Origin of the sequence: Flavobacterium sp. W21_SRS_FM3, from assembly GCF_052113625.1 — a bacterium.
In the GTDB taxonomy this organism is placed as follows: domain Bacteria; phylum Bacteroidota; class Bacteroidia; order Flavobacteriales; family Flavobacteriaceae; genus Flavobacterium.
This window is the reverse complement of sequence record NZ_JBGQOD010000001.1, coordinates 404,974-423,152: the sequence shown is the minus strand read 5'-3', so window position 1 is coordinate 423,152 and position 18,179 is coordinate 404,974. Positions and strand designations below refer to the sequence as shown.

At 34.6% G+C, this 18,179-nt stretch carries 14 protein-coding genes; 2 read left to right on the top strand and 12 right to left on the bottom strand.

Annotated features, from left to right (window positions below):
- Window positions 1-84 precede the first annotated feature (84 nt).
- From hppD to uvrC, 4 genes are all read right to left on the bottom strand, one after another.
- Window positions 85-1,245 (bottom strand): 4-hydroxyphenylpyruvate dioxygenase, encoded by a 1,161-nt coding sequence (gene hppD / locus ACEN2K_RS01940; RefSeq protein ID WP_441757625.1) that lies wholly within the window; start codon window positions 1,243-1,245, stop codon window positions 85-87.
- A 214-nt stretch (window positions 1,246-1,459) separates the two neighbouring features.
- Window positions 1,460-2,617: a homogentisate 1,2-dioxygenase gene (locus tag ACEN2K_RS01935; protein ID WP_441757624.1), complete on the bottom strand. Its 1,158-nt coding sequence runs from the start codon at window positions 2,615-2,617 to the stop codon at window positions 1,460-1,462.
- 180 nt (window positions 2,618-2,797) lie between these two features.
- Window positions 2,798-4,999, bottom strand: a complete 2,202-nt coding sequence (locus ACEN2K_RS01930) for a patatin-like phospholipase family protein (RefSeq protein ID WP_441757623.1) — start codon at window positions 4,997-4,999, stop codon at window positions 2,798-2,800.
- Between the two features lie 55 nt (window positions 5,000-5,054).
- Window positions 5,055-6,854 (bottom strand): excinuclease ABC subunit UvrC, encoded by a 1,800-nt coding sequence (gene uvrC / locus ACEN2K_RS01925; protein WP_441757622.1) that lies wholly within the window; start codon window positions 6,852-6,854, stop codon window positions 5,055-5,057.
- A 135-nt stretch (window positions 6,855-6,989) separates the two neighbouring features.
- On the opposite strand from uvrC, the gene ACEN2K_RS01920 reads away from it, so the two are divergent.
- Window positions 6,990-7,967: a succinylglutamate desuccinylase/aspartoacylase family protein gene (locus ACEN2K_RS01920; protein WP_441757621.1), complete on the top strand. Its 978-nt coding sequence runs from the start codon at window positions 6,990-6,992 to the stop codon at window positions 7,965-7,967.
- Window positions 7,960-8,523, top strand: coding sequence for a 5-formyltetrahydrofolate cyclo-ligase (locus ACEN2K_RS01915; protein ID WP_441757620.1), 564 nt, complete (start codon window positions 7,960-7,962; stop codon window positions 8,521-8,523). Before ACEN2K_RS01920 ends, ACEN2K_RS01915 begins: the two co-directional genes overlap by 8 nt.
- 103 nt (window positions 8,524-8,626) lie before the next feature.
- Here ACEN2K_RS01915 and ACEN2K_RS01910 read toward each other — a convergent pair whose 3' ends face one another.
- The 8 genes from ACEN2K_RS01910 to porZ form a co-directional block, all read right to left on the bottom strand.
- Window positions 8,627-9,232, bottom strand: coding sequence for a lipoprotein signal peptidase (locus ACEN2K_RS01910; protein ID WP_441757619.1), 606 nt, complete (start codon window positions 9,230-9,232; stop codon window positions 8,627-8,629).
- Between the two features lie 88 nt (window positions 9,233-9,320).
- On the bottom strand, window positions 9,321-9,701 hold the full coding sequence (locus tag ACEN2K_RS01905; RefSeq protein WP_441757618.1) for a TraR/DksA family transcriptional regulator: 381 nt from the start codon (window positions 9,699-9,701) through the stop codon (window positions 9,321-9,323).
- An 8-nt stretch (window positions 9,702-9,709) separates the two neighbouring features.
- The gene (gene ileS / locus ACEN2K_RS01900; RefSeq protein ID WP_441757617.1) at window positions 9,710-13,111 is read right to left on the bottom strand and encodes an isoleucine--tRNA ligase; all 3,402 of its coding nucleotides are present in this window, start codon (window positions 13,109-13,111) and stop codon (window positions 9,710-9,712) included.
- Between the two features lie 145 nt (window positions 13,112-13,256).
- Window positions 13,257-13,463, bottom strand: coding sequence for a helix-turn-helix transcriptional regulator (locus ACEN2K_RS01895; RefSeq protein WP_441757616.1), 207 nt, complete (start codon window positions 13,461-13,463; stop codon window positions 13,257-13,259).
- On the bottom strand, window positions 13,453-13,917 hold the full coding sequence (locus ACEN2K_RS01890; protein ID WP_441757615.1) for a hypothetical protein: 465 nt from the start codon (window positions 13,915-13,917) through the stop codon (window positions 13,453-13,455). The genes ACEN2K_RS01895 and ACEN2K_RS01890 overlap by 11 nt, the downstream gene beginning before the upstream one ends.
- A gap of 110 nt (window positions 13,918-14,027) precedes the next feature.
- Window positions 14,028-14,741 carry a DNA repair protein RecO gene (gene recO / locus ACEN2K_RS01885; protein WP_441757614.1) on the bottom strand — a complete coding sequence of 238 codons (714 nt, stop codon included), beginning with the start codon at window positions 14,739-14,741 and terminating at the stop codon, window positions 14,028-14,030.
- An 11-nt stretch (window positions 14,742-14,752) separates the two neighbouring features.
- On the bottom strand, window positions 14,753-15,775 hold the full coding sequence (locus ACEN2K_RS01880; protein ID WP_441757613.1) for an acyltransferase family protein: 1,023 nt from the start codon (window positions 15,773-15,775) through the stop codon (window positions 14,753-14,755).
- A gap of 46 nt (window positions 15,776-15,821) precedes the next feature.
- Window positions 15,822-18,110: a type IX secretion system anionic LPS delivery protein PorZ gene (gene porZ / locus ACEN2K_RS01875; protein ID WP_441757612.1), complete on the bottom strand. Its 2,289-nt coding sequence runs from the start codon at window positions 18,108-18,110 to the stop codon at window positions 15,822-15,824.
- Window positions 18,111-18,179 lie beyond the last annotated feature (69 nt).

Below are 18,179 nucleotides of genomic sequence, written 5' to 3'. Positions count from 1 at the left end.
TAAAAAAAAAGTTTAACACATCATATGCAAAGAAACATGCGTTTCATCGGTTATTTTTTTACATAATGCAAAAATAAGCTGTTTTTACAACGTTCCTCGCAATTGTTGTTCTCTCTCAATAGATTCAAATAATGCTTTAAAGTTTCCAGCACCAAATCCTTTGGCTCCCATTCTTTGGATTATTTCGAAAAATAAAGTTGGCCTGTCTTGAACTGGTTTTGTAAAAATTTGCAATAAGTACCCATCTTCATCAGCATCAACCATAATAGCCAATCTTTCGATTTCATTGATATCTTCTTTCATCATTCCCATATGCTCTCCCAAACGTTCTGGTATTGCTTCATAATAAGTATGTGGTGGAGCTGACAAAAATTCCACTCCTCTTGCTTTTAATTGACTTACCGTCTTAATAATATCATCTGTAGCAATTGCAATATGTTGAATTCCTGGTCCGCCATAGAAATCTAAGTATTCTTCAATTTGTGATTTTTTCTTTCCTTCGGCTGGTTCATTAATAGGGAATTTAATTCTACCGTTACCGTTAGACATTACTTTACTCATTAATGCCGAATATTCTGTATTAATTTGTTTGTCATCAAAAGAAAGGAAATTTACAAATCCCATAACTTCTTCATAGAACTTCACCCAAGTATTCATTTCATTCCATCCTACATTTCCTACCATGTGGTCAATGTATTTTAAACCTGTTGGCTCTGGATTGTAATCTGATTTCCATTCCTTATATCCTGGCAAGAAAACACCACTGTAGTTTTTACGTTCTACAAATATGTGAACCGTTTCTCCATAAGTGTAAATTCCAGAACGCACCACTTCTCCATATTCATCTTTCTCCACCGTAGGCTCCATAAAAGAACGCGCTCCGCGCTTCATTGTTTCCTCATAAGCACTTGTTGCATCTTCAACCCATAAGGCAGCTACTTTTACTCCATCTCCATGTTTTTTCAAATGTTCGTGTATAGGAGAATCTTGTGTCAGCGGTGTGGTTAATACGATACGTATTTTATCTTGCTTTAACACATAAGATGTCCTGTCTTTAACACCTGTTTCTAATCCGGCATACGCCAAAGATTGATAACCAAAAGCTGTTTTATAATAATGTGCTGATTGTTTTGCGTTTCCTACGTAGAATTCTACATAATCAGTTCCTAACAATGGAAGGAAATCTTGTGCTCCTTCAAATATTTTTTCTAATCCGTATTCTACTGATTTTACTTCTTTTGACATGATATTTATTTTTTATGTGAAATCTAATTTTGGAACGCAGACGACGCGGATAAAATTGATTTGCACGGATTTTTTTATTTTAAAATTTGTTTACTATTTGCACGTAACCCTAGCCCTGATGGTAGCGGCATCCTTTATGTTTTTTCTTTAAAAACATAAAGATATAGCGGACAGCGGGAAATAGCTTCTCCCATTGACTCCGCTAAGGAAGTCATTACTCTACCCAAGACTTATAATATTGTCCATCATCTAGACCCATAGCTTCTTCAGTGACCATTAGTGGACGGAATGTATCGACCATAACTGCCAATTCCTCCGTACCGGTGTGACCAATGCTGCGTTCCATAGCGCCAGGCGCAGGCCCGTGCGGAATCCCCTTTGGGTGCAAGGTGATATGTCCCTGTTCAATGTTGTTGCGGCTCATAAAATCACCATCTACATAATACAAAACTTCATCACTATCAATATTGCTGTGATTGTAAGGTGCCGGAATTGATTTTGGGTGGTAATCGTATAATCTAGGTACAAACGAGCAGACTACAAAAGTGGCAGTCTCAAAAGTTTGATGCACCGGTGGCGGTTGATGTACACGCCCCGTTATGGGTTCAAAATTGTGAATACTGAATCCATAGGGAAAGTTGTATCCATCCCAGCCTATTACGTCAAAAGGATGCGTAGCATAAACTACTTCGTGCATCATTCCTTCTTTTTTAATTTTGATTACAAAATCGCCTTTTTCATCATGGGTTTCTAATTCATTAGGCAAGATAAAATCACGCTCGCAAAACGGCGAATGCTCTAAGTGTTGTCCGCTTTCATTTTTATAGCGTTTAGGCGTATAAAAAGGCGCAAATGACTCAACATAAAACAAGCGATTGTCTTCAGTATCAAACTGAATTTGATAAATAATTCCGCGTGGTATAATGAGATAATCTCCGTATTCAAAGGGAATATTCCCCATCATGGTACGCAATTTGCCTTTTCCTTTGTGGATGAAAATCATTTCATCAGCATCGGCATTTTTATAGAAATATTCTGTAAGTGATTTTCTTGGTGCTGCAAGCCCTATCGTACAGTCTTTATTGACTAGCATGGCTTTGCGGCTTTCTAAGAAATCATCCGCAGGTTTCAATTCAAAACCTTTTAGTAATAAAGATTTGATGTTTTTTCCAATAGCAATTTTAGGCTCTACTGAATAGGATTTGTTGATCTCTTTAACCTGAGTAGGTCTGTGAACATGGTACAATAAAGAAGCGTGACCATGAAAACCTTCGGTACCAAACAGTTGTTCGTAGTAAAAACCCCCGTTGGGTTTTTCAAACTGCGTATGTCTTTTTTGAGGGAAAGTCCCTAATTTATGATATAATGGCATGTTTTTTTGTTTTAAGTGTAACTTATAAAGCGGGAAGGCTTTGCAATTCGTCATTCAAAATCAAAAATCAATGACTTATTCAGGATTTCTCTTGATTAAGAATTGTAGATACTCTAATAAACCTGTCCATTTTGTTTTCATTATAACAAATATCGGAAATATTATTGAAATAAATTAAATTTAAAACATAAATCCTACACTAAACCATGTATACCCTTTTGTGTTTTCTGGTGACCAAGAATGCTTAATTTCTATAGGACCGATTACGGTTTCCATGCCGTAACCAATAGCGTATCCCGAATATTTAGGTATGGATATCCACTCTACTGTTTCAAAAATATTATCCCCGAGATTTGCAAAATTTGCAGAAAAGTTCAAATGGTTATTTTTAAAGATCTCATAATCTAAAGTACCCGTTGATTTTATATAGCTATTTGCCGCAATACTTAAAAAATCATAACCATAAAAATGCCTGAAGTTATTTAAAGATTTATAGCCATAGCCTCCCAATATGAAATTAAAAAAACTAACACTATCATTCCCAAAAGAGAAACCGGCCTCTGTTTGAATCTTTATCGTAGCGTGTTTAAACAAAGTAGCTGCGACTCCGAAGTCTCCTTTTGCTATATTAAAGGGCTCAAATTCCTTAGTGTAATCTGACGAAAATAAAAAGGACTGAATATCACCTGAAAAATACCAACCTCTTTTTGGAAAATCTTTATTATCAAAAGAGTCGTATTTCATGTAACCGAAAAGGCTAAAATAACTGCTCTTATCAATTATAGGATCAGAGTTACCCAAGGTTTCTGAGTTAATCTTTAAATATTTATATTCGACTCCACCACCTATTAAGAACTTTTGTACAAATAGCGACTGAAAATAGGCCTGACTGGTTAAGTCTGAAAAATCAACATTAATGGAGTTCACTCCAATTGTATTAAAATCCAAATTACTAATTTCTCGCGCGACATTCCTATTAAACTGATTGTAATGTGACTTGAAACCAAAGCTTAAATTATATCCATTCTCAATGTAGTAATCAAAGTTATACCTAAAATTATCCCCTAGAACAATATCTAATGAAGCAATGTCATTTTTAAACAAAGTTTTTTTACGGGTCAAATTCACTAAAACACCACTTTTGAATAATCCATCGTAGTGCAAGCCAAATTTAAGATACGATTTAGTAGGATTCTCTTTTAATTCTAGATTCAAATTATCGCCACCGTTATGTGAATCTAATGTATAATCTATTACACTAAAATTTCCTGTGGCGTTAATATTATTTATCCCTCTTTCTAACTGATTATAATCTACTTTGGCATCTGGTTTAAAACGGAGTTTCCCTAGAATATAATCTCGAGTAAAATTATCTAAATCATTACAATTAATTTCATTAAGATGAATACTATCTCTCTCCACAGCCATTTTAGGCTTCACATAGGGCCCTTGTTGATCTGCTAGTCGTTTTATTGGTTCATAAACAGCAAATGTAGCGTCTTCCCCTTTTTTAATGATTTCTTTCCCTTTATCAAAAGAAATAACACCGTAGTCCTTGATATCTGGTTTTACATAAATATCTGTTTGTTCAATATTTTTCTTCATCTTTTCAATCGAATGAAGATTGGTTATTTGCACTAGAATTCGCGTAGCATCTTTGAGCGATTTTCTAGTTAACAAATCATCTTGCACATCAACACCTATGATAATATCAGCACCTAATTTTCTTACTTCGTCTATAGGGTAATTATTTGTTACACCACCATCTACGAGAAGTCTTCCATTAATTTCCACTGGGGAAAACAAAGATGGAAAAGCCGCACTGGCTATTATGGCTTGCGCCAAATTCCCTTTATCAAGTACAACCTGCTCTCCAGTTTCAATATCTGTGGCAATACATAAAAAAGGAATGGGCAGTTTGTTAAAGTCTCTTATGTGCCTTACATTTCTAGTTAACCTACTTAAAAGGTTGAAGTTGTACATTCCCTTAGAAAGTGCTTCAGGAATTCCTACTTTGAATTTAGTAAAAGGAAGTACTAATGCGTATAACTCATCATTTCTTTTTTCGTAAAAATTCTTTGATGATCTGGGTATAAAATCGTTGATTAACTCATCAAAATTGGTTGCCTGAAAGATAGAATCTATTTGAGTAGCATTATAACCAGATGCATATAAGCCTCCTATTACCGCCCCCATACTTGTTCCCCCAATATAATCTATTTTTAGACCTGCCTCTTCTAACACCTTTAGAACTCCGATGTGAGCAAAACCTTTTGCCCCACCACCGCTCAAAACCAAACCTACTTTTGGCCGTTTTGCATCTTGTGAGAAAACGGTCAAACAAGACAATAGCATCAGGGTAAAAAGAACAGGTTTTTTCATAAAAGAATTTTATTTTCAGAATGCTAGCTGACCAAATCAATTAGTTCACTCACTATCATTTAGTTGTCGCTTTGTAAAAGTCGGTAATTTTTTTGGCTTTAGACATACCAATAACGTCAGAAATTTCTTTTTCTGTTGCTAATTTCAATCTTTTAACACTTTTAAAATGCTGAATCAATGTCAACATTGTTTTTTCACCTATTCCAGGTATAGACTCAATAGAGGAGTTCAAAGCTGCTTTACTGCGTTTATCTCTATGGTGGGTGATTCCAAAACGGTGCGCTTCGTTTCTTAATTGCTGAATTACTTTTAAGGTCTCTGATTTCTTATCCAAATACAAAGGCACTGAATCCCCGGGATAAAAAAGCTCTTCCAAACGTTTTGCTATCCCTATAATGGCAATTTTACCTCGCAGTCCTAAATCGTCCAAGCTTTTGAGCGCAGCTGACAATTGTCCTTTTCCCCCATCTATAATAATTAGATTGGGTAATGGTTGCTCTTCATCTAACAATCGCTTGTATCTCCTATACACAACTTCAGTCATAGATGCAAAATCATCTGGCCCTTCTACTGTTTTTATATTAAAATGACGGTAATCTTTTTTACTGGGTTTTCCGTCTTTAAAAACAACGCATGCCGCAACGGGATTTGTTCCTTGGATATTAGAGTTATCAAAACATTCAATATGACGTGGCTCTACAGGCAATCGCAAATCTTTTTGCATTTGTGCCATTATCCTATTAGTATGTCGATCAGGATCTACAATTTGCAATTGTTTTAATTGTTCGATTCTATAAAATTTGGCATTTCTTATGGATAAATCTAAAATTTGCTTCTTATCTCCTAACTGCGGTACGGTCACTTTTAGATTCTCCCCTAAATCGACAGGAAAAGGAGTTATAATTTCTTTAGAAAGCAGTTGAAATCGCTCCCTAAGTTCTATAATAGCGAGCTCTAACAGTTCCTCGTCAGTCTCTTCTAACTTTTTCTTTATTTCCATTGTATGCGAACGGATAATTGCCCCATGCGAGATTTGTAAAAAATTCACATACGCAGCCGATTCATCAGAAACAATCGAAAACACATCGATATTAGTGATTTTAGGATTGACAATAGTCGAGCGCGACTGGTAATTTTGTAAAACTTCTATCTTTTCTTTTATTTTTTGAGCTTCTTCAAAATGCATGTTTTGAGCTAAGTCAGTCATTACTTTTTTAAAGTCTTTCATGCTCTCTTTGAAATTCCCTTTTAGAATTTCGCGAATAGCGTCAACATGTTTTTGATAGTTTTCTAATGTCTCATGTGCTTCACAAGGTCCTTTACAATTACCAATATGATACTCCAGACAAACTTTAAATTTACCGCTCTCTATATTATTTTTGGTCAAATCATAGTTACAGGTGCGCAAAGGATACAGCTCTTTGATCAAGTCTAATATGGTATGTACTGTTTTAAAACTAGTATAGGGACCAAAGTATTCTGAACCATCTTTCACCATTCTTCTCGTAGCAAAAATGCGCGAAAAAGGTTCTTTTTTAATACATATCCATGGATAACTTTTATCATCACGTAACAATACATTATACCTTGGCTGCAATGTTTTTATCAAATTGTTTTCTAATAAAAGAGCATCGGTTTCGGTAGGTACTACAATGTGCTTTATGGTCACAATTTTTCTAACCAAGACATTTGTTTTGGCAGTATCATGGACTTTATTAAAATAAGAAGAGACTCTTTTTTTGAGATTTTTGGCTTTACCCACATATAAAATCTTCCCTTCCTTATCGTAATATTGATAGACGCCTGGACTATCAGGCAAAGTTTGAATTTGAAGCTCGAGTGTAGGTTTTTGCATTATATTTTAATTTCACAGCACTACTGAGAGACCCAGCGCCTTTGTGGTATTCTATTATTTGTAGTTAGTGGACGGATTTAGTTTCAAATTTACGAATTCCAAATAATAATTTCTACTTTTAGCATTTAATTACAGATGAAAAACTCAAATCCTATTACTATTTTAGGCGAAACCATTTTAGCTGGCGAAAGCAAGACTATTTACATGGAGATTGCAAAATTACACAATACCGCTAAACTTAAGATTCCGATAATTGTACAACGTTCCAAAATTGCTGGCCCTACAGTCCTTTTCTGTGCCGGAATTCACGGTGATGAAATTAATGGAGTTGAAGTGGTACGACAGCTAGTAACGAAAAAAATAAACAAACCCATACGCGGTACAATAATTTGCATTCCTATCATTAACATGTTTGGATTTATTAACCGGTCACGCGAATTTCCTGATGGACGAGATCTAAATAGGGTTTTCCCAGGAAGTAAAAAAGGCTCCCTTGCGAGTCGGTTTGCTTACCATATTTTGACAGAGATTATGCCCCTTGTTGACTACGCTGTCGATTTTCATGCGGGAGGGGCAAGCCGTTTCAACGCGCCACAGATAAGATTAGCTCCTAATAGTGATGCACTAAAAGATTTGGCTGACGTTTTCAATGCTCCTTTTACTTTATTTTCTAAAAATATTGCGGGAACTTTTAGAAACGCCAGTCAGAAATTAAATGTCAAAATGCTGCTTTTTGAAGGCGGGAAGTCCCTAGATATCAATTATCCTGTTGCCGATGCAGGTGTTGATGGTGTTAAAAGAATTCTTAAACACCTAGAGATGTTAGACCCAAAACACCTGATCGAAATACAAAAAGAAAAAACTATATATATTGAAAAATCCATGTGGATACGAGCTAAATGCTCGGGCCTGCTACACGATAATGGGCATATAGGTGCTTTTGTTAAAAAAGGAACAGTTTTAGCCACTATTACTGATCCATTTGGGAAATTTGAACGCAAAGTAAAAGCCCTTAATGATGGTTATATTATCAATGCTAATCACTCCCCAATTGTTTACCAAGGTGATGCAGTATACCATATATCAAAAACGATTACCAATAGAGATGAATAAAAAAGAACTAAGAGTCAAGTACAAATCATTACGTAAAGCTCTCTCAGAAAATCAGAAGGAGGAAAAAAGTTTGTCAATTGTCAATAGAGTAATGACGCTGCCTATTTGGGACAAGAATTACTTTCATGTCTTTTTACCTATTGTAGAACAGAACGAAATAGACACTGAATTGCTCCTACACCTTCTCTCAGGAAGAGATAAAGATATTGTTGTTTCTAAAGCGGATTTTGAAACTCGCGATATGACACATTTTTTATTGACTGACAACACCCGAATTAAAAAAAACGAGTATCATATCCCAGAACCTGTTGACGGAATCGAAGTTCCAGCTAAAAAAATACAGGTAGTATTTGTACCGCTATTAGCCTTTGATAATAAAGGTAACAGAGTAGGATATGGTAAAGGTTTTTATGATAAATTCTTATCTGAATGTGCTGCTGAAACGATCAAAATAGGACTTTCTTTTTTTGATGCTGAGGAGCAAATCGATGATGTTTTTGATGGTGATATTCAACTGAATTACTGCATCACACCTGAACGTAATTATACCTTCTAAACACCTAGCCCTGATGGAAACGGCATCCTCTTGTGGCGGTGTTCGCCAGAAGAGATAGAGTGTACAGCAGGAAATAGCTACTAATACAAAAGGAATTAGACGTTTAATTGTGTTCTTTATGGAAGGCTTTTTTATTGAAAAAAATCAATATTCCAACTCCTGTAGAAATTGCCATATCAGCAATATTGAAGATGGCATTAAAAAATGTAAAATCTTTTCCTCCCCAGAACGGCAACCATTCTGGAAGGTTTCCATGCCAAATAGGAAAATAAAACATATCTACAACTTTACCATGAAAATACTTACCATAAGGTTCTTCAGCAAAAAGAGTGGCTAATTGTGAATGACTGTCATCAAAAATAACTCCGTAAAAAACTGAGTCAATAATATTACCAAAAGCACCTGCTAATATCAATGCAATTGCAACAATAAGATAGTTAGAACTGTGTTTTCTCTCTACAGAATCCCACAACCAATATCCTATTCCCCCTACTGCAACTAATCTAAAAAGAGTTAGAAACAATTTCCCATAGGTTCCAGGAATTTCAGTTCCCCATGCCATACCTTCATTTTCGATGAAAAGGATCTTAAACCAGTTGAAAACTTCAACTTCTTCTCCCAATATAAAATTAGTTTTTACAAATATTTTAGACAGTTGATCTACTAGTAATATTATAAAGATAAGGAGATACGCTTTTCGTAATGACATTTTTTTTTATTTAAGAGCCGTAAAAGTAATAATTTTATCAAAAAAAACGCTCCTAAAGGAGCGTTAAATATTTACCGAAGAAAGAGTCTTATCGTTGTAAGTTTTTAGCCTCTATACTCATGGTTGCATGAGGTACAATTTTTAGCCTTTCTTTGCTAATTAATTTACCGGTCACTTTACATAAACCATAGGTTTTGTTCTCTACACGGAATAAAGCGTTTTTCAAATCACGAATAAACTTTTCTTGACGAATAGCTAATTGTGAGTTGGCTTCCTTAGACATTGTTTCACTACCTTCTTCGAACGCTTTGAATGTAGGTGATGTATCATCAGTCCCATTGTTCAAATCATTCATGTAAGCACTTTTTATCAAATCTAAATCAGCTTGAGCTTTCTCTATTTTTTTAAGGATTATATCTTTAAACTCTGCTAAATCGGCGTCAGAGTACCTTGTTGCTTCATCTACCATGTCTTATATTATTTAGTAATTGTTATTTTTGTTTTTATCTCGTCAAATTCAATTTCAGCACCTCCCTCAACACTGGCTTGAAAAATCAATTCCTCAGTCAATGTCTCTGATTTTATGTACTCGGCATTTGTATTTACCGCTTCCTCTAAAGTAGTATTGTCTTGCAAATATACTTTTATCTTATCCGTCACTTCAAAACCAGAATCTTTTCTAAGGTTCTGAATTCGGTTAACTAACTCTCTTGCTATTCCTTCTTTTTTCAATTCAGGAGAAATTACAATATCTAATGCTACCGTAATTCCATTAGAGTTGGCAACCAACCATCCTTCAATATCTTGTGATGTAATCTCTACATCTTCTAATGTTAAAGTTATGCTATTTCCAGCAATAACAACATCTAGTGTACCTTTCGCTTCTATTTCATTTATTTGATCAGCTGAAAAATTTTGTATCTCCTTAGAAATCAACCCCATACCCTTACCAAATCTAGGTCCTAATGCTTTGAAATTAGGCTTGATTTGCTTCACTAAAACACCTGATGCATCATCTAATAATAAGATTTCCTTAACATTTACCTCTGCTTTTATTAGGTCAGAAACGGCCTCAATTTCAGCTCTTTGATTGTTGTCAAGTACTGGAATCATTACCTTTTGTAATGGTTGACGCACTTTAATCATCTCTTTTTTACGGAGTGATAATACCAATGATGAAATGGTTTGTGCCTTCTGCATTTTACTCTCTAACGATTTATTAACAAAGTTTTCAACGTATTTTGGAAACTCCGCCAAATGTACACTGTCAAAACTTTCCGACTGTGTTGCTTGAGTTAAGTCTCTGTAAAGTTTATCCATGAAGAACGGCGCAATGGGCGCACTTAGCTTACTTACAGCTAACAAACAAGTATATAATGTCTGGTAAGCTGCTATCTTATCTTGAGCGTATTCGCCTTTCCAAAAACGTCTTCTACACAAACGAACGTACCAGTTACTTAAATTTTCCTGAACGAAATCTGAGATGGCTCTAGCCGCTTTTGTAGGCTCATATTCCGCATAGAAGCTGTCAACATCTTTTATTAACGTGTTTAACTCAGAGATGATCCATTGATCAATTTCTGGCCTTTCGTTTACAGGAATTTCAGCTTCTTTATAAGTAAATCCGTCGATATTAGCATATAAGCTAAAGAACGAATAGGTGTTATAAAGTGTACCAAAGAATTTACGACGTACCTCAGCAATTCCCTCTAAGTCAAACTTTAAGTTGTCCCAAGGGTTTGCATTAGAGATCATGTACCAGCGCGTGGCATCTGGTCCATATTCTGATAAGGTTTCAAATGGATCTGCTGCATTTCCTAGACGCTTAGACATTTTTTGGCCGTTTTTATCTAGTACTAAACCATTCGAAACTACATTTTTATACGCTACTTTGTCAAAAACTAAAGTACCGATAGCGTGTAAAGTATAAAACCATCCACGTGTTTGATCTACTCCTTCTGCAATAAAATCAGCAGGGAAATCTTTGTTTTGATCAATTTTGTCTTTGTTTTCAAAAGGGTAATGCCATTGTGCATAAGGCATTGAACCGGAGTCAAACCAAACATCAATCAAATCAGCTTCACGGGTCATTGGTTTTCCAGAAGCAGAAAGCAAAGTAATTTCATCAACTACATTTTTATGTAAATCAATTAGGTCATAATTACTTTCGTCCATGTTCCCAATTTCAAAACCTTTAAAAGGATTTTCTTTTTGAAAGCCAGCAGCGATTGATTTTTCTATTTCGTTGTATAATTCTTCAACAGAACCAATTAAGATTTCTTCTTGTTTGTCTTCTGTTCTCCAGATAGGCAATGGAATTCCCCAATACCTAGAACGCGATAAGTTCCAGTCATTAGCGTTTTTAATCCAGTTTCCAAAACGTCCTTCTCCAGTTGATTTTGGTTTCCAGTTGATGGTTTCATTCAACTCAAACATTCTATCTCTAACCTCTGTGATTTTTATAAACCATGAGTCTAGTGGGTAGTATAAAATAGGTTTATCAGTTCTCCAGCAATGTGGGTAACTGTGAACGTATTTCTCTACCTTGAAGGCTTTATTTTCTTCTTTTAACTGAATAGCGATTTCAACATCTACAGAACGTTCTGGAGCTTTGCCATCGTCATAATATTCATTTTTAACATACTTTCCAGAGTACTCACCTAATCCTTGGATAAATTTCCCTTGTAAGTCTACTAATGGCACTGGTGTTCCATCTACATCTAAAACTAACATTGGCGGTACTTCAGGAGTAGCTTCCTTGGCTACTTTAGCATCATCCGCACCAAATGTTGGTGAAGTATGTACAATTCCTGTTCCATCTTCAGTAGTTACAAAATCACCCGAAATTACTCTAAAAGCATTCTCAGGATTTTGATACGGCAATACCAACGGCATTAATTGCTCGTATTTGATACCAACTAAGTCAGCACCTTTAGCCTCTGCAATAACTTGATAAGGTATTTTCTTGTCTCCAGCTTTGAAATTCTCAAAGTCGGCTGCATCTTCACTAGCAAAAAATCCTTTGCCAAATTGTTTCCCTACTAAATTTTTAGCTAGAACAACGTTCGTTGGTAAAAAAGTATATTGATTAAACGTTTTCACAACAACATAATCAATTTTTGGCCCTACAGTCAAAGCGGTGTTTGACGGTAATGTCCATGGTGTTGTTGTCCAAGCTAAGATTAAGATCTCGCCTAATCCTTGCAAAGCTTCTGGTAATGTTTCATTGATTGCTTTGAATTGTGCTACAACGGTTGTATCCGTAACATCACGGTAACTTCCTGGTTGATTTACTTCGTGAGAAGACAACCCTGTTCCTGCTTTTGGGGAATACGGTTGGATTGTGTAGCCTTTGTACATCAAATCTTTGTTATAGATTTGTTTCAAAATCCACCAAACCGTTTCCATATATTTAGGCTTGTAAGTCACATATGGATCTTCCATATCTACCCAATATCCCATTTTTTCGGTCAAATCATTCCATACGTCCGTATAACGCATCACGGTTTTTTTACACGCTTCGTTATATTCTTCGATAGAAATTTTAGTACCTATATCTTCCTTTGTAATTCCGAGTTCTTTCTCAGTTCCTAATTCCACAGGCAAACCGTGAGTATCCCAACCCGCTTTACGCTTTACTTGGAACCCTTTTTGTGTTTTATACCTACAAAAAATATCTTTGATCGCACGTGCCATAACGTGGTGAATACCTGGCAATCCATTTGCTGAAGGTGGTCCTTCAAAAAATACGAATGGTGCATTCCCCTCACGAGTAGTTACACTCTTTTCAAATATATTTTCTTTCTTCCAAAAATCAAGTACTTCTGACGCTACTGTTGGCAAGTCAAGTCCTTTGTATTCAGTAAATTTTGTGCTCATTTTATCCTTTTCTTTAATCGAAGTGCGAAAGTAATAAAATTATGTCATAAGTCGAAAGTCCAAGGTCGAAAGTTGATCAAAGACATGATTTTGTCTCCAAGACTATAACCAAATGATAATTAGCAGAATAACGCTTTGAATTTAGCTACATTTTTTCATCATCGTCTAACTCGAAAAAATCATTAACTGATTTGCTGAATAACAATGATAATTTCAAGGCTAATACAGTTGATGGAACAAACCTGTTTTTTTCAATTGAGTTTATCGTTTGCCTAGAAACTCCAATCTTCTCAGCAAGTTGTTCTTGTGTAAGATCTAAAATGGCCCGTTCAATTTTTAGTCTATTCTTCATTGTAGGCTTTTTTTAACTTTCTGAAAATAAGAATCTGCATTGTAAGCATAAACCCTAAAACAGCTACGTCCTTGCTTCCTTCTATTGTACGCCCTTCTGAGAGACTAAAAACAAGGGCGTAATGAATAAACGGAATTGATAAATATATCAACACTGTACCTATAACAGCATAATTATACGACTGCATACGGATTTTTGCAATTAACTCATCTTCTATTTTTTCTTTTGATATTGAAATCATAAGTAATCCTAAAATTATGCCTGTTTGAGCAATTCTCTCAAATAAATCTCGACTTCTTAAATCTATGAAATTGAGTTTAACAGAGCTAACAATTGCTAAAATAGAAATAATGAATAGCACCAAACCAACTTTCTTGAACTTATTAGGCAACTGAAATCCTGTAAATTTATTGATTTTTTCGATATCACCTTCTTGTTTTGTCTTTGACTCCATAAAGTTAATTAGTTAAAGTTTGCTTTCCTTAAAGAACAACAAACTTGATTAAAAGACAAATATACTTTACTTTTCAATACAAAACAGAATTTAATCTGAAATTTTCAGCTTTAAGAAAAAACTTCCTTTAAAACCTCTAGAGATTTCGGTTTTTTGAAGCCGTCAAGATGAAAACTGTAGTAGTCAATCAGAATTTTCAGCACAATTTGCCTTTCAAGAACATGAAAGATTTTTTGGTCGTTATCAAATTTCAAATTGATTAATTTTTTAAACAAATTCGTTTCATGTTCCGTAATGGAGCTCACCCCATGGAACGGCGTAAAAACACCTTCTACCATTTCAAAAAAAGGCATGTCAACATCTGAAATATCAGGATAAAAACCCAAATATTTAGTGGCTTCTAGCATTAGAATTAAATGAAAATTAGCTATTTCATCGTGATGGTCTAGCCATAACAATGCTGCCTCCAAAAAGTTAAATAGCGCTTCATTTTTTTCTTCTTCATGTATCGAATGATACAAAATTTCTGAAATAAAAATGACTATCGTACTCTTAAAAATATCCGTATGAATCGTTTGAAAAGGAGTGCTAATTTTTATCTCTTTGAAATTTTCTAAAGTTCCCTTATTCTTATGTACCGCTTCTATTTCCAACATTGAAAGTGGCTGAAAATAAGCAATCTTTTGGTTTGATTTCCTGCCAGAGAAAGCATCACGAACAAAATAAGATTTTAAGCCATGTGACTGCGTAAAGCACTTCACAATCAAACTCTTTTCTTGGAATTTAATTGAGGATATTACGATGGCTTTTGTTTTGACTTGCATAAATACTTTTTTTATGAAATAGCTAGTTGGACGTTGCTTTTGTATCGATTCAAGAATCTTTTTTCAATAACAAACCAAGAAAAAACTGCAAATAGAAAGGTAATAAAAATCACTAAAATTGCCATTAGAATGGGATTGAATCTTCCAAATAAATTGTATTGTCTAAAAAGCTGTATTATTGGAAAATGATAAATATACATTCCGTATGTAAAATCACCATACTTGCCAAAGTTATTAAGAAATGGAAAGCTATAAGCCGCAGTGATTACTATAACACCAAAAGTCAATGGATACAATAAATCAATTTGGAAAATTGAAAAATTGAAAAACATTGTTAAAAAAAGTGCTGCCAACAAGAGTTGAGTTTTGTGCTGTAAAACGAAATCAAAATTCAAATACAAAAAGACCCCAGTTACAAAGTATACTAAATACCCCGGCAATTGCTTTGCTAATACGGGATTATCAAAATAAAAATCCATCACAAACCAATATAGAATTGACAAAATGTACAAGCTTCCCAGTATTAAAAGTGGCTTTTTTATTTTTGTTATTATAAAAAAGATAATAGGTAAAACCACATAAAACCCTTCCTCAACTTTCAATGTCCAGAGCGATCCATTTATCACACAATAAAGATTATTTTCAAATAGACCTGGCAAACAAGGGTGCATAAAGTTTAAAAAAAGTAGATTCCATCCTAAATATTTATAAATATTTATATCTGTGAAATATTCGATAAATGAATAGCTACTGAAGAAAGACAAAACTAAAGTTGAAATTAGCAATACAGTTACATACGCAGGTAAAATTCTTTTGATTCTTTTCATAAAATACTCTTTTAGCGATGGAGTATTTCTATAACTTTTTGTCACAAGAAAACCACTAATAATAAAAAATCCCTTTACCGCTATACTTGAATTGGAAACACTTGACAGAAATGAAAGAGCTGTACTCTGTGAAAGTTCACATAAGTGCGCTAACAAAATATTAAAAGCAAAAAAAAATCTTAAAAAATCAAAACAATTTTTATTCATTTAGAAGTCTGTTGGTTAATATATTTAGAAAGTTCAGTTACCATGCTTATCGTATAATCATTACCTTCTTCACTTTAGTCTCCAAACCGTCTTGTGCCGAAATAAAAATCATATACACACCCGAAGCTACTTTATATTTCCCAAAAGCAGTTGTATCCCATTCTATTGTACCTCCTTCTGCAGTAGTTTCATATACTAAACTACCTGTAATATCAGTGATTTTAACATTGGCTTTATTGATCAGGCCAGCAATTTTAACGGTCCCAGTATATTGTGGACGAACGGGATTTGGATAAACATACACATTATTCAAATCATCACTGGATGCTGTAGCAACGCCTTTAAATGAAATCAAACCTTTATCAGTTGCTATAAAAACTTCTCCTGTTGTAGGATTAATATCAATATCATTTATAACGTTACTAGGCAAAGGGGAGTTGTTAATCGTAAAATGGTATTTTGTTTCCTGACCATTTGCAGAGACCATAAACACTCCCGAATCAGCGGTAGCAATCCATTTATTATTCGCTCCATCCACAGCGATATCTGTTATAAATTGTTCGTAAAGCAACTCTTGCGCTAGGTTGTCATCAAGTATAATAATGGCATTAGTTGCCAACTGATTGTCTGTTTGAAAGCTACCCACATTTGGAAGCACACGAAGCCCTTTATTAGTTCCTATCCAAAGTTGGTTCCTGTTATCTACCGCTAACGCTCGTGCATCAACAGTAGGTAAATTTCCCGCATCAGATCCAAAAGTGATTTTCTTGAATGTATTGTTATTTTCGTTAAAACCAATAACCCCATCTCGGTTTGTAGCCATCCATTTTGTACCGTATTTATCAATTACCATTCTGCCATAACTAACATCTTCACTCTTGTCCAAAATTTTATCCATTGAATAACTTTGCCACTGCCCATTACTTTTCAAAACTTTCAAACCTTCTTTAACTAAACTATTATTAACCCAAAGATTTCCTGCTTTATCGAAAACTCCTCCATTCACCCTTACATCGTCATGGTAACCTGGGATAAATGTAATTTCGTCCAATCCGCTATTTGTCTGATTATATAAGTAGGTCGGGACATCATTTTCTATTTTTAACAAACCCGAATAACTAGACCCCATAAAAACCTCATTTTCATTGTTAGGGTTGACCATAACTCTTACTATAGATTTTGCGCCTAACACTTTCTCATAAGGAATATTCAACCATCCTTCTTTGGTGTATTTACTCAATCCATAACTATCCAAATCATAAGGATTATATGTGGCATCATAATCTCCATAAACAGCCCATAGAGCCGTAGAGGTAGCTTGCATGGCAAAAATATTGTTCCGTATCGGTCCCATTGGAGTTGTGTTTTCAAAAGCAGCTACTCCTGATATACTAGTACTTAATAATCCGTTTTCTTTAGTCCCAATGTAGACCACCTCTCCTACGATAGTAGCACAATTAAAAACCACATTGGGAATTGAAATCTGATTTTGTTTGATCTCACGCACTAAGTTAATTTGCGCATCATAAATAGATATTGTTTGGGGTGTACTAATTATCATATAACTTCCAGACACCCTTATATCTACTGCAGCTTGTGGCAATGTTTTGAATAAAACAAAGGAATTTAAGCTCGTATTGTATTTGTAAAGTGCCCCCACAATATTGATTGCAATTAACTCTTCACCAAAAGAGACTATACCCAACCAGTTACCACCATCTAATAATTGCCACTGACGATAATCATTTAAATTTTTATTAGTTATGTCCGCTCTGCGAATTCCAGAATTTGTTGCAGCATAAATAAATCCATTTTGTATCGCAGTTTGATTAACACTAATTTCGGCGCCATTATCTCCTATGAAGTAGGTGTCTCCAAAAAGCATGGTTTGCAAATTAAATTGTACGATTCCAAAATCACAGGAAATATAAAGAATACCTTGATATTCTAAAAAATAATTCACCTTTTTTCTATTTGCAGGAAGCTGTTTGTTGATAATATCAACAACTTTTAACATACTCCCATCTACTTCATTTATTACGGTAATCAAACCATTTTCATAACCTACTATAGACTTATTGAATTGTGAGCTATAGTATAGCGCACTAATCGTTTGTCCGGAAAGACCATCAACAGTAGTGGTAGTCTTTATTTGAGAATTATTGGTATTTATAGAAAAGAGAGCGTTTTCAGAAGCAGCATAAACAGCCATTGAAGATGCGGAAAGATCTTTAACATCATTAAATGAAAAATAACCTTGCCATGACAAAGTATTTTGGGAAAAACTCATTTGTAGTGTTAATAAAAGCAGTAAGCTTAAAAATCTTTTTTTCATTACTAAGAATAACTATTGAATTACAAATATACTACAAACGCAGCTAGTCGTATTTGTTAACTCCAAATA

Excerpts from the sequence above, each read along its gene's own strand:
- hppD (WP_441757625.1), bottom strand. The coding sequence starts at position 1,245 with ATGTCAAAAGAAGTAAAATCAGTAGAATACGGATTAGAAAAAATATTT.
- ACEN2K_RS01935 (WP_441757624.1), bottom strand. The coding sequence starts at position 2,617 with ATGCCATTATATCATAAATTAGGGACTTTCCCTCAAAAAAGACATACG.
- ACEN2K_RS01930 (WP_441757623.1), bottom strand. The coding sequence starts at position 4,999 with ATGAAAAAACCTGTTCTTTTTACCCTGATGCTATTGTCTTGTTTGACC.
- uvrC (WP_441757622.1), bottom strand. The coding sequence starts at position 6,854 with ATGCAAAAACCTACACTCGAGCTTCAAATTCAAACTTTGCCTGATAGT.
- ACEN2K_RS01920 (WP_441757621.1), top strand. The coding sequence starts at position 6,990 with ATGAAAAACTCAAATCCTATTACTATTTTAGGCGAAACCATTTTAGCT.
- ACEN2K_RS01915 (WP_441757620.1), top strand. The coding sequence starts at position 7,960 with ATGAATAAAAAAGAACTAAGAGTCAAGTACAAATCATTACGTAAAGCT.
- ACEN2K_RS01910 (WP_441757619.1), bottom strand. The coding sequence starts at position 9,232 with ATGTCATTACGAAAAGCGTATCTCCTTATCTTTATAATATTACTAGTA.
- ACEN2K_RS01905 (WP_441757618.1), bottom strand. The coding sequence starts at position 9,701 with ATGGTAGATGAAGCAACAAGGTACTCTGACGCCGATTTAGCAGAGTTT.
- ileS (WP_441757617.1), bottom strand. The coding sequence starts at position 13,111 with ATGAGCACAAAATTTACTGAATACAAAGGACTTGACTTGCCAACAGTA.
- ACEN2K_RS01895 (WP_441757616.1), bottom strand. The coding sequence starts at position 13,463 with ATGAAGAATAGACTAAAAATTGAACGGGCCATTTTAGATCTTACACAA.
- ACEN2K_RS01890 (WP_441757615.1), bottom strand. The coding sequence starts at position 13,917 with ATGGAGTCAAAGACAAAACAAGAAGGTGATATCGAAAAAATCAATAAA.
- recO (WP_441757614.1), bottom strand. The coding sequence starts at position 14,741 with ATGCAAGTCAAAACAAAAGCCATCGTAATATCCTCAATTAAATTCCAA.
- ACEN2K_RS01880 (WP_441757613.1), bottom strand. The coding sequence starts at position 15,775 with ATGAATAAAAATTGTTTTGATTTTTTAAGATTTTTTTTTGCTTTTAAT.
- porZ (WP_441757612.1), bottom strand. The coding sequence starts at position 18,110 with ATGAAAAAAAGATTTTTAAGCTTACTGCTTTTATTAACACTACAAATG.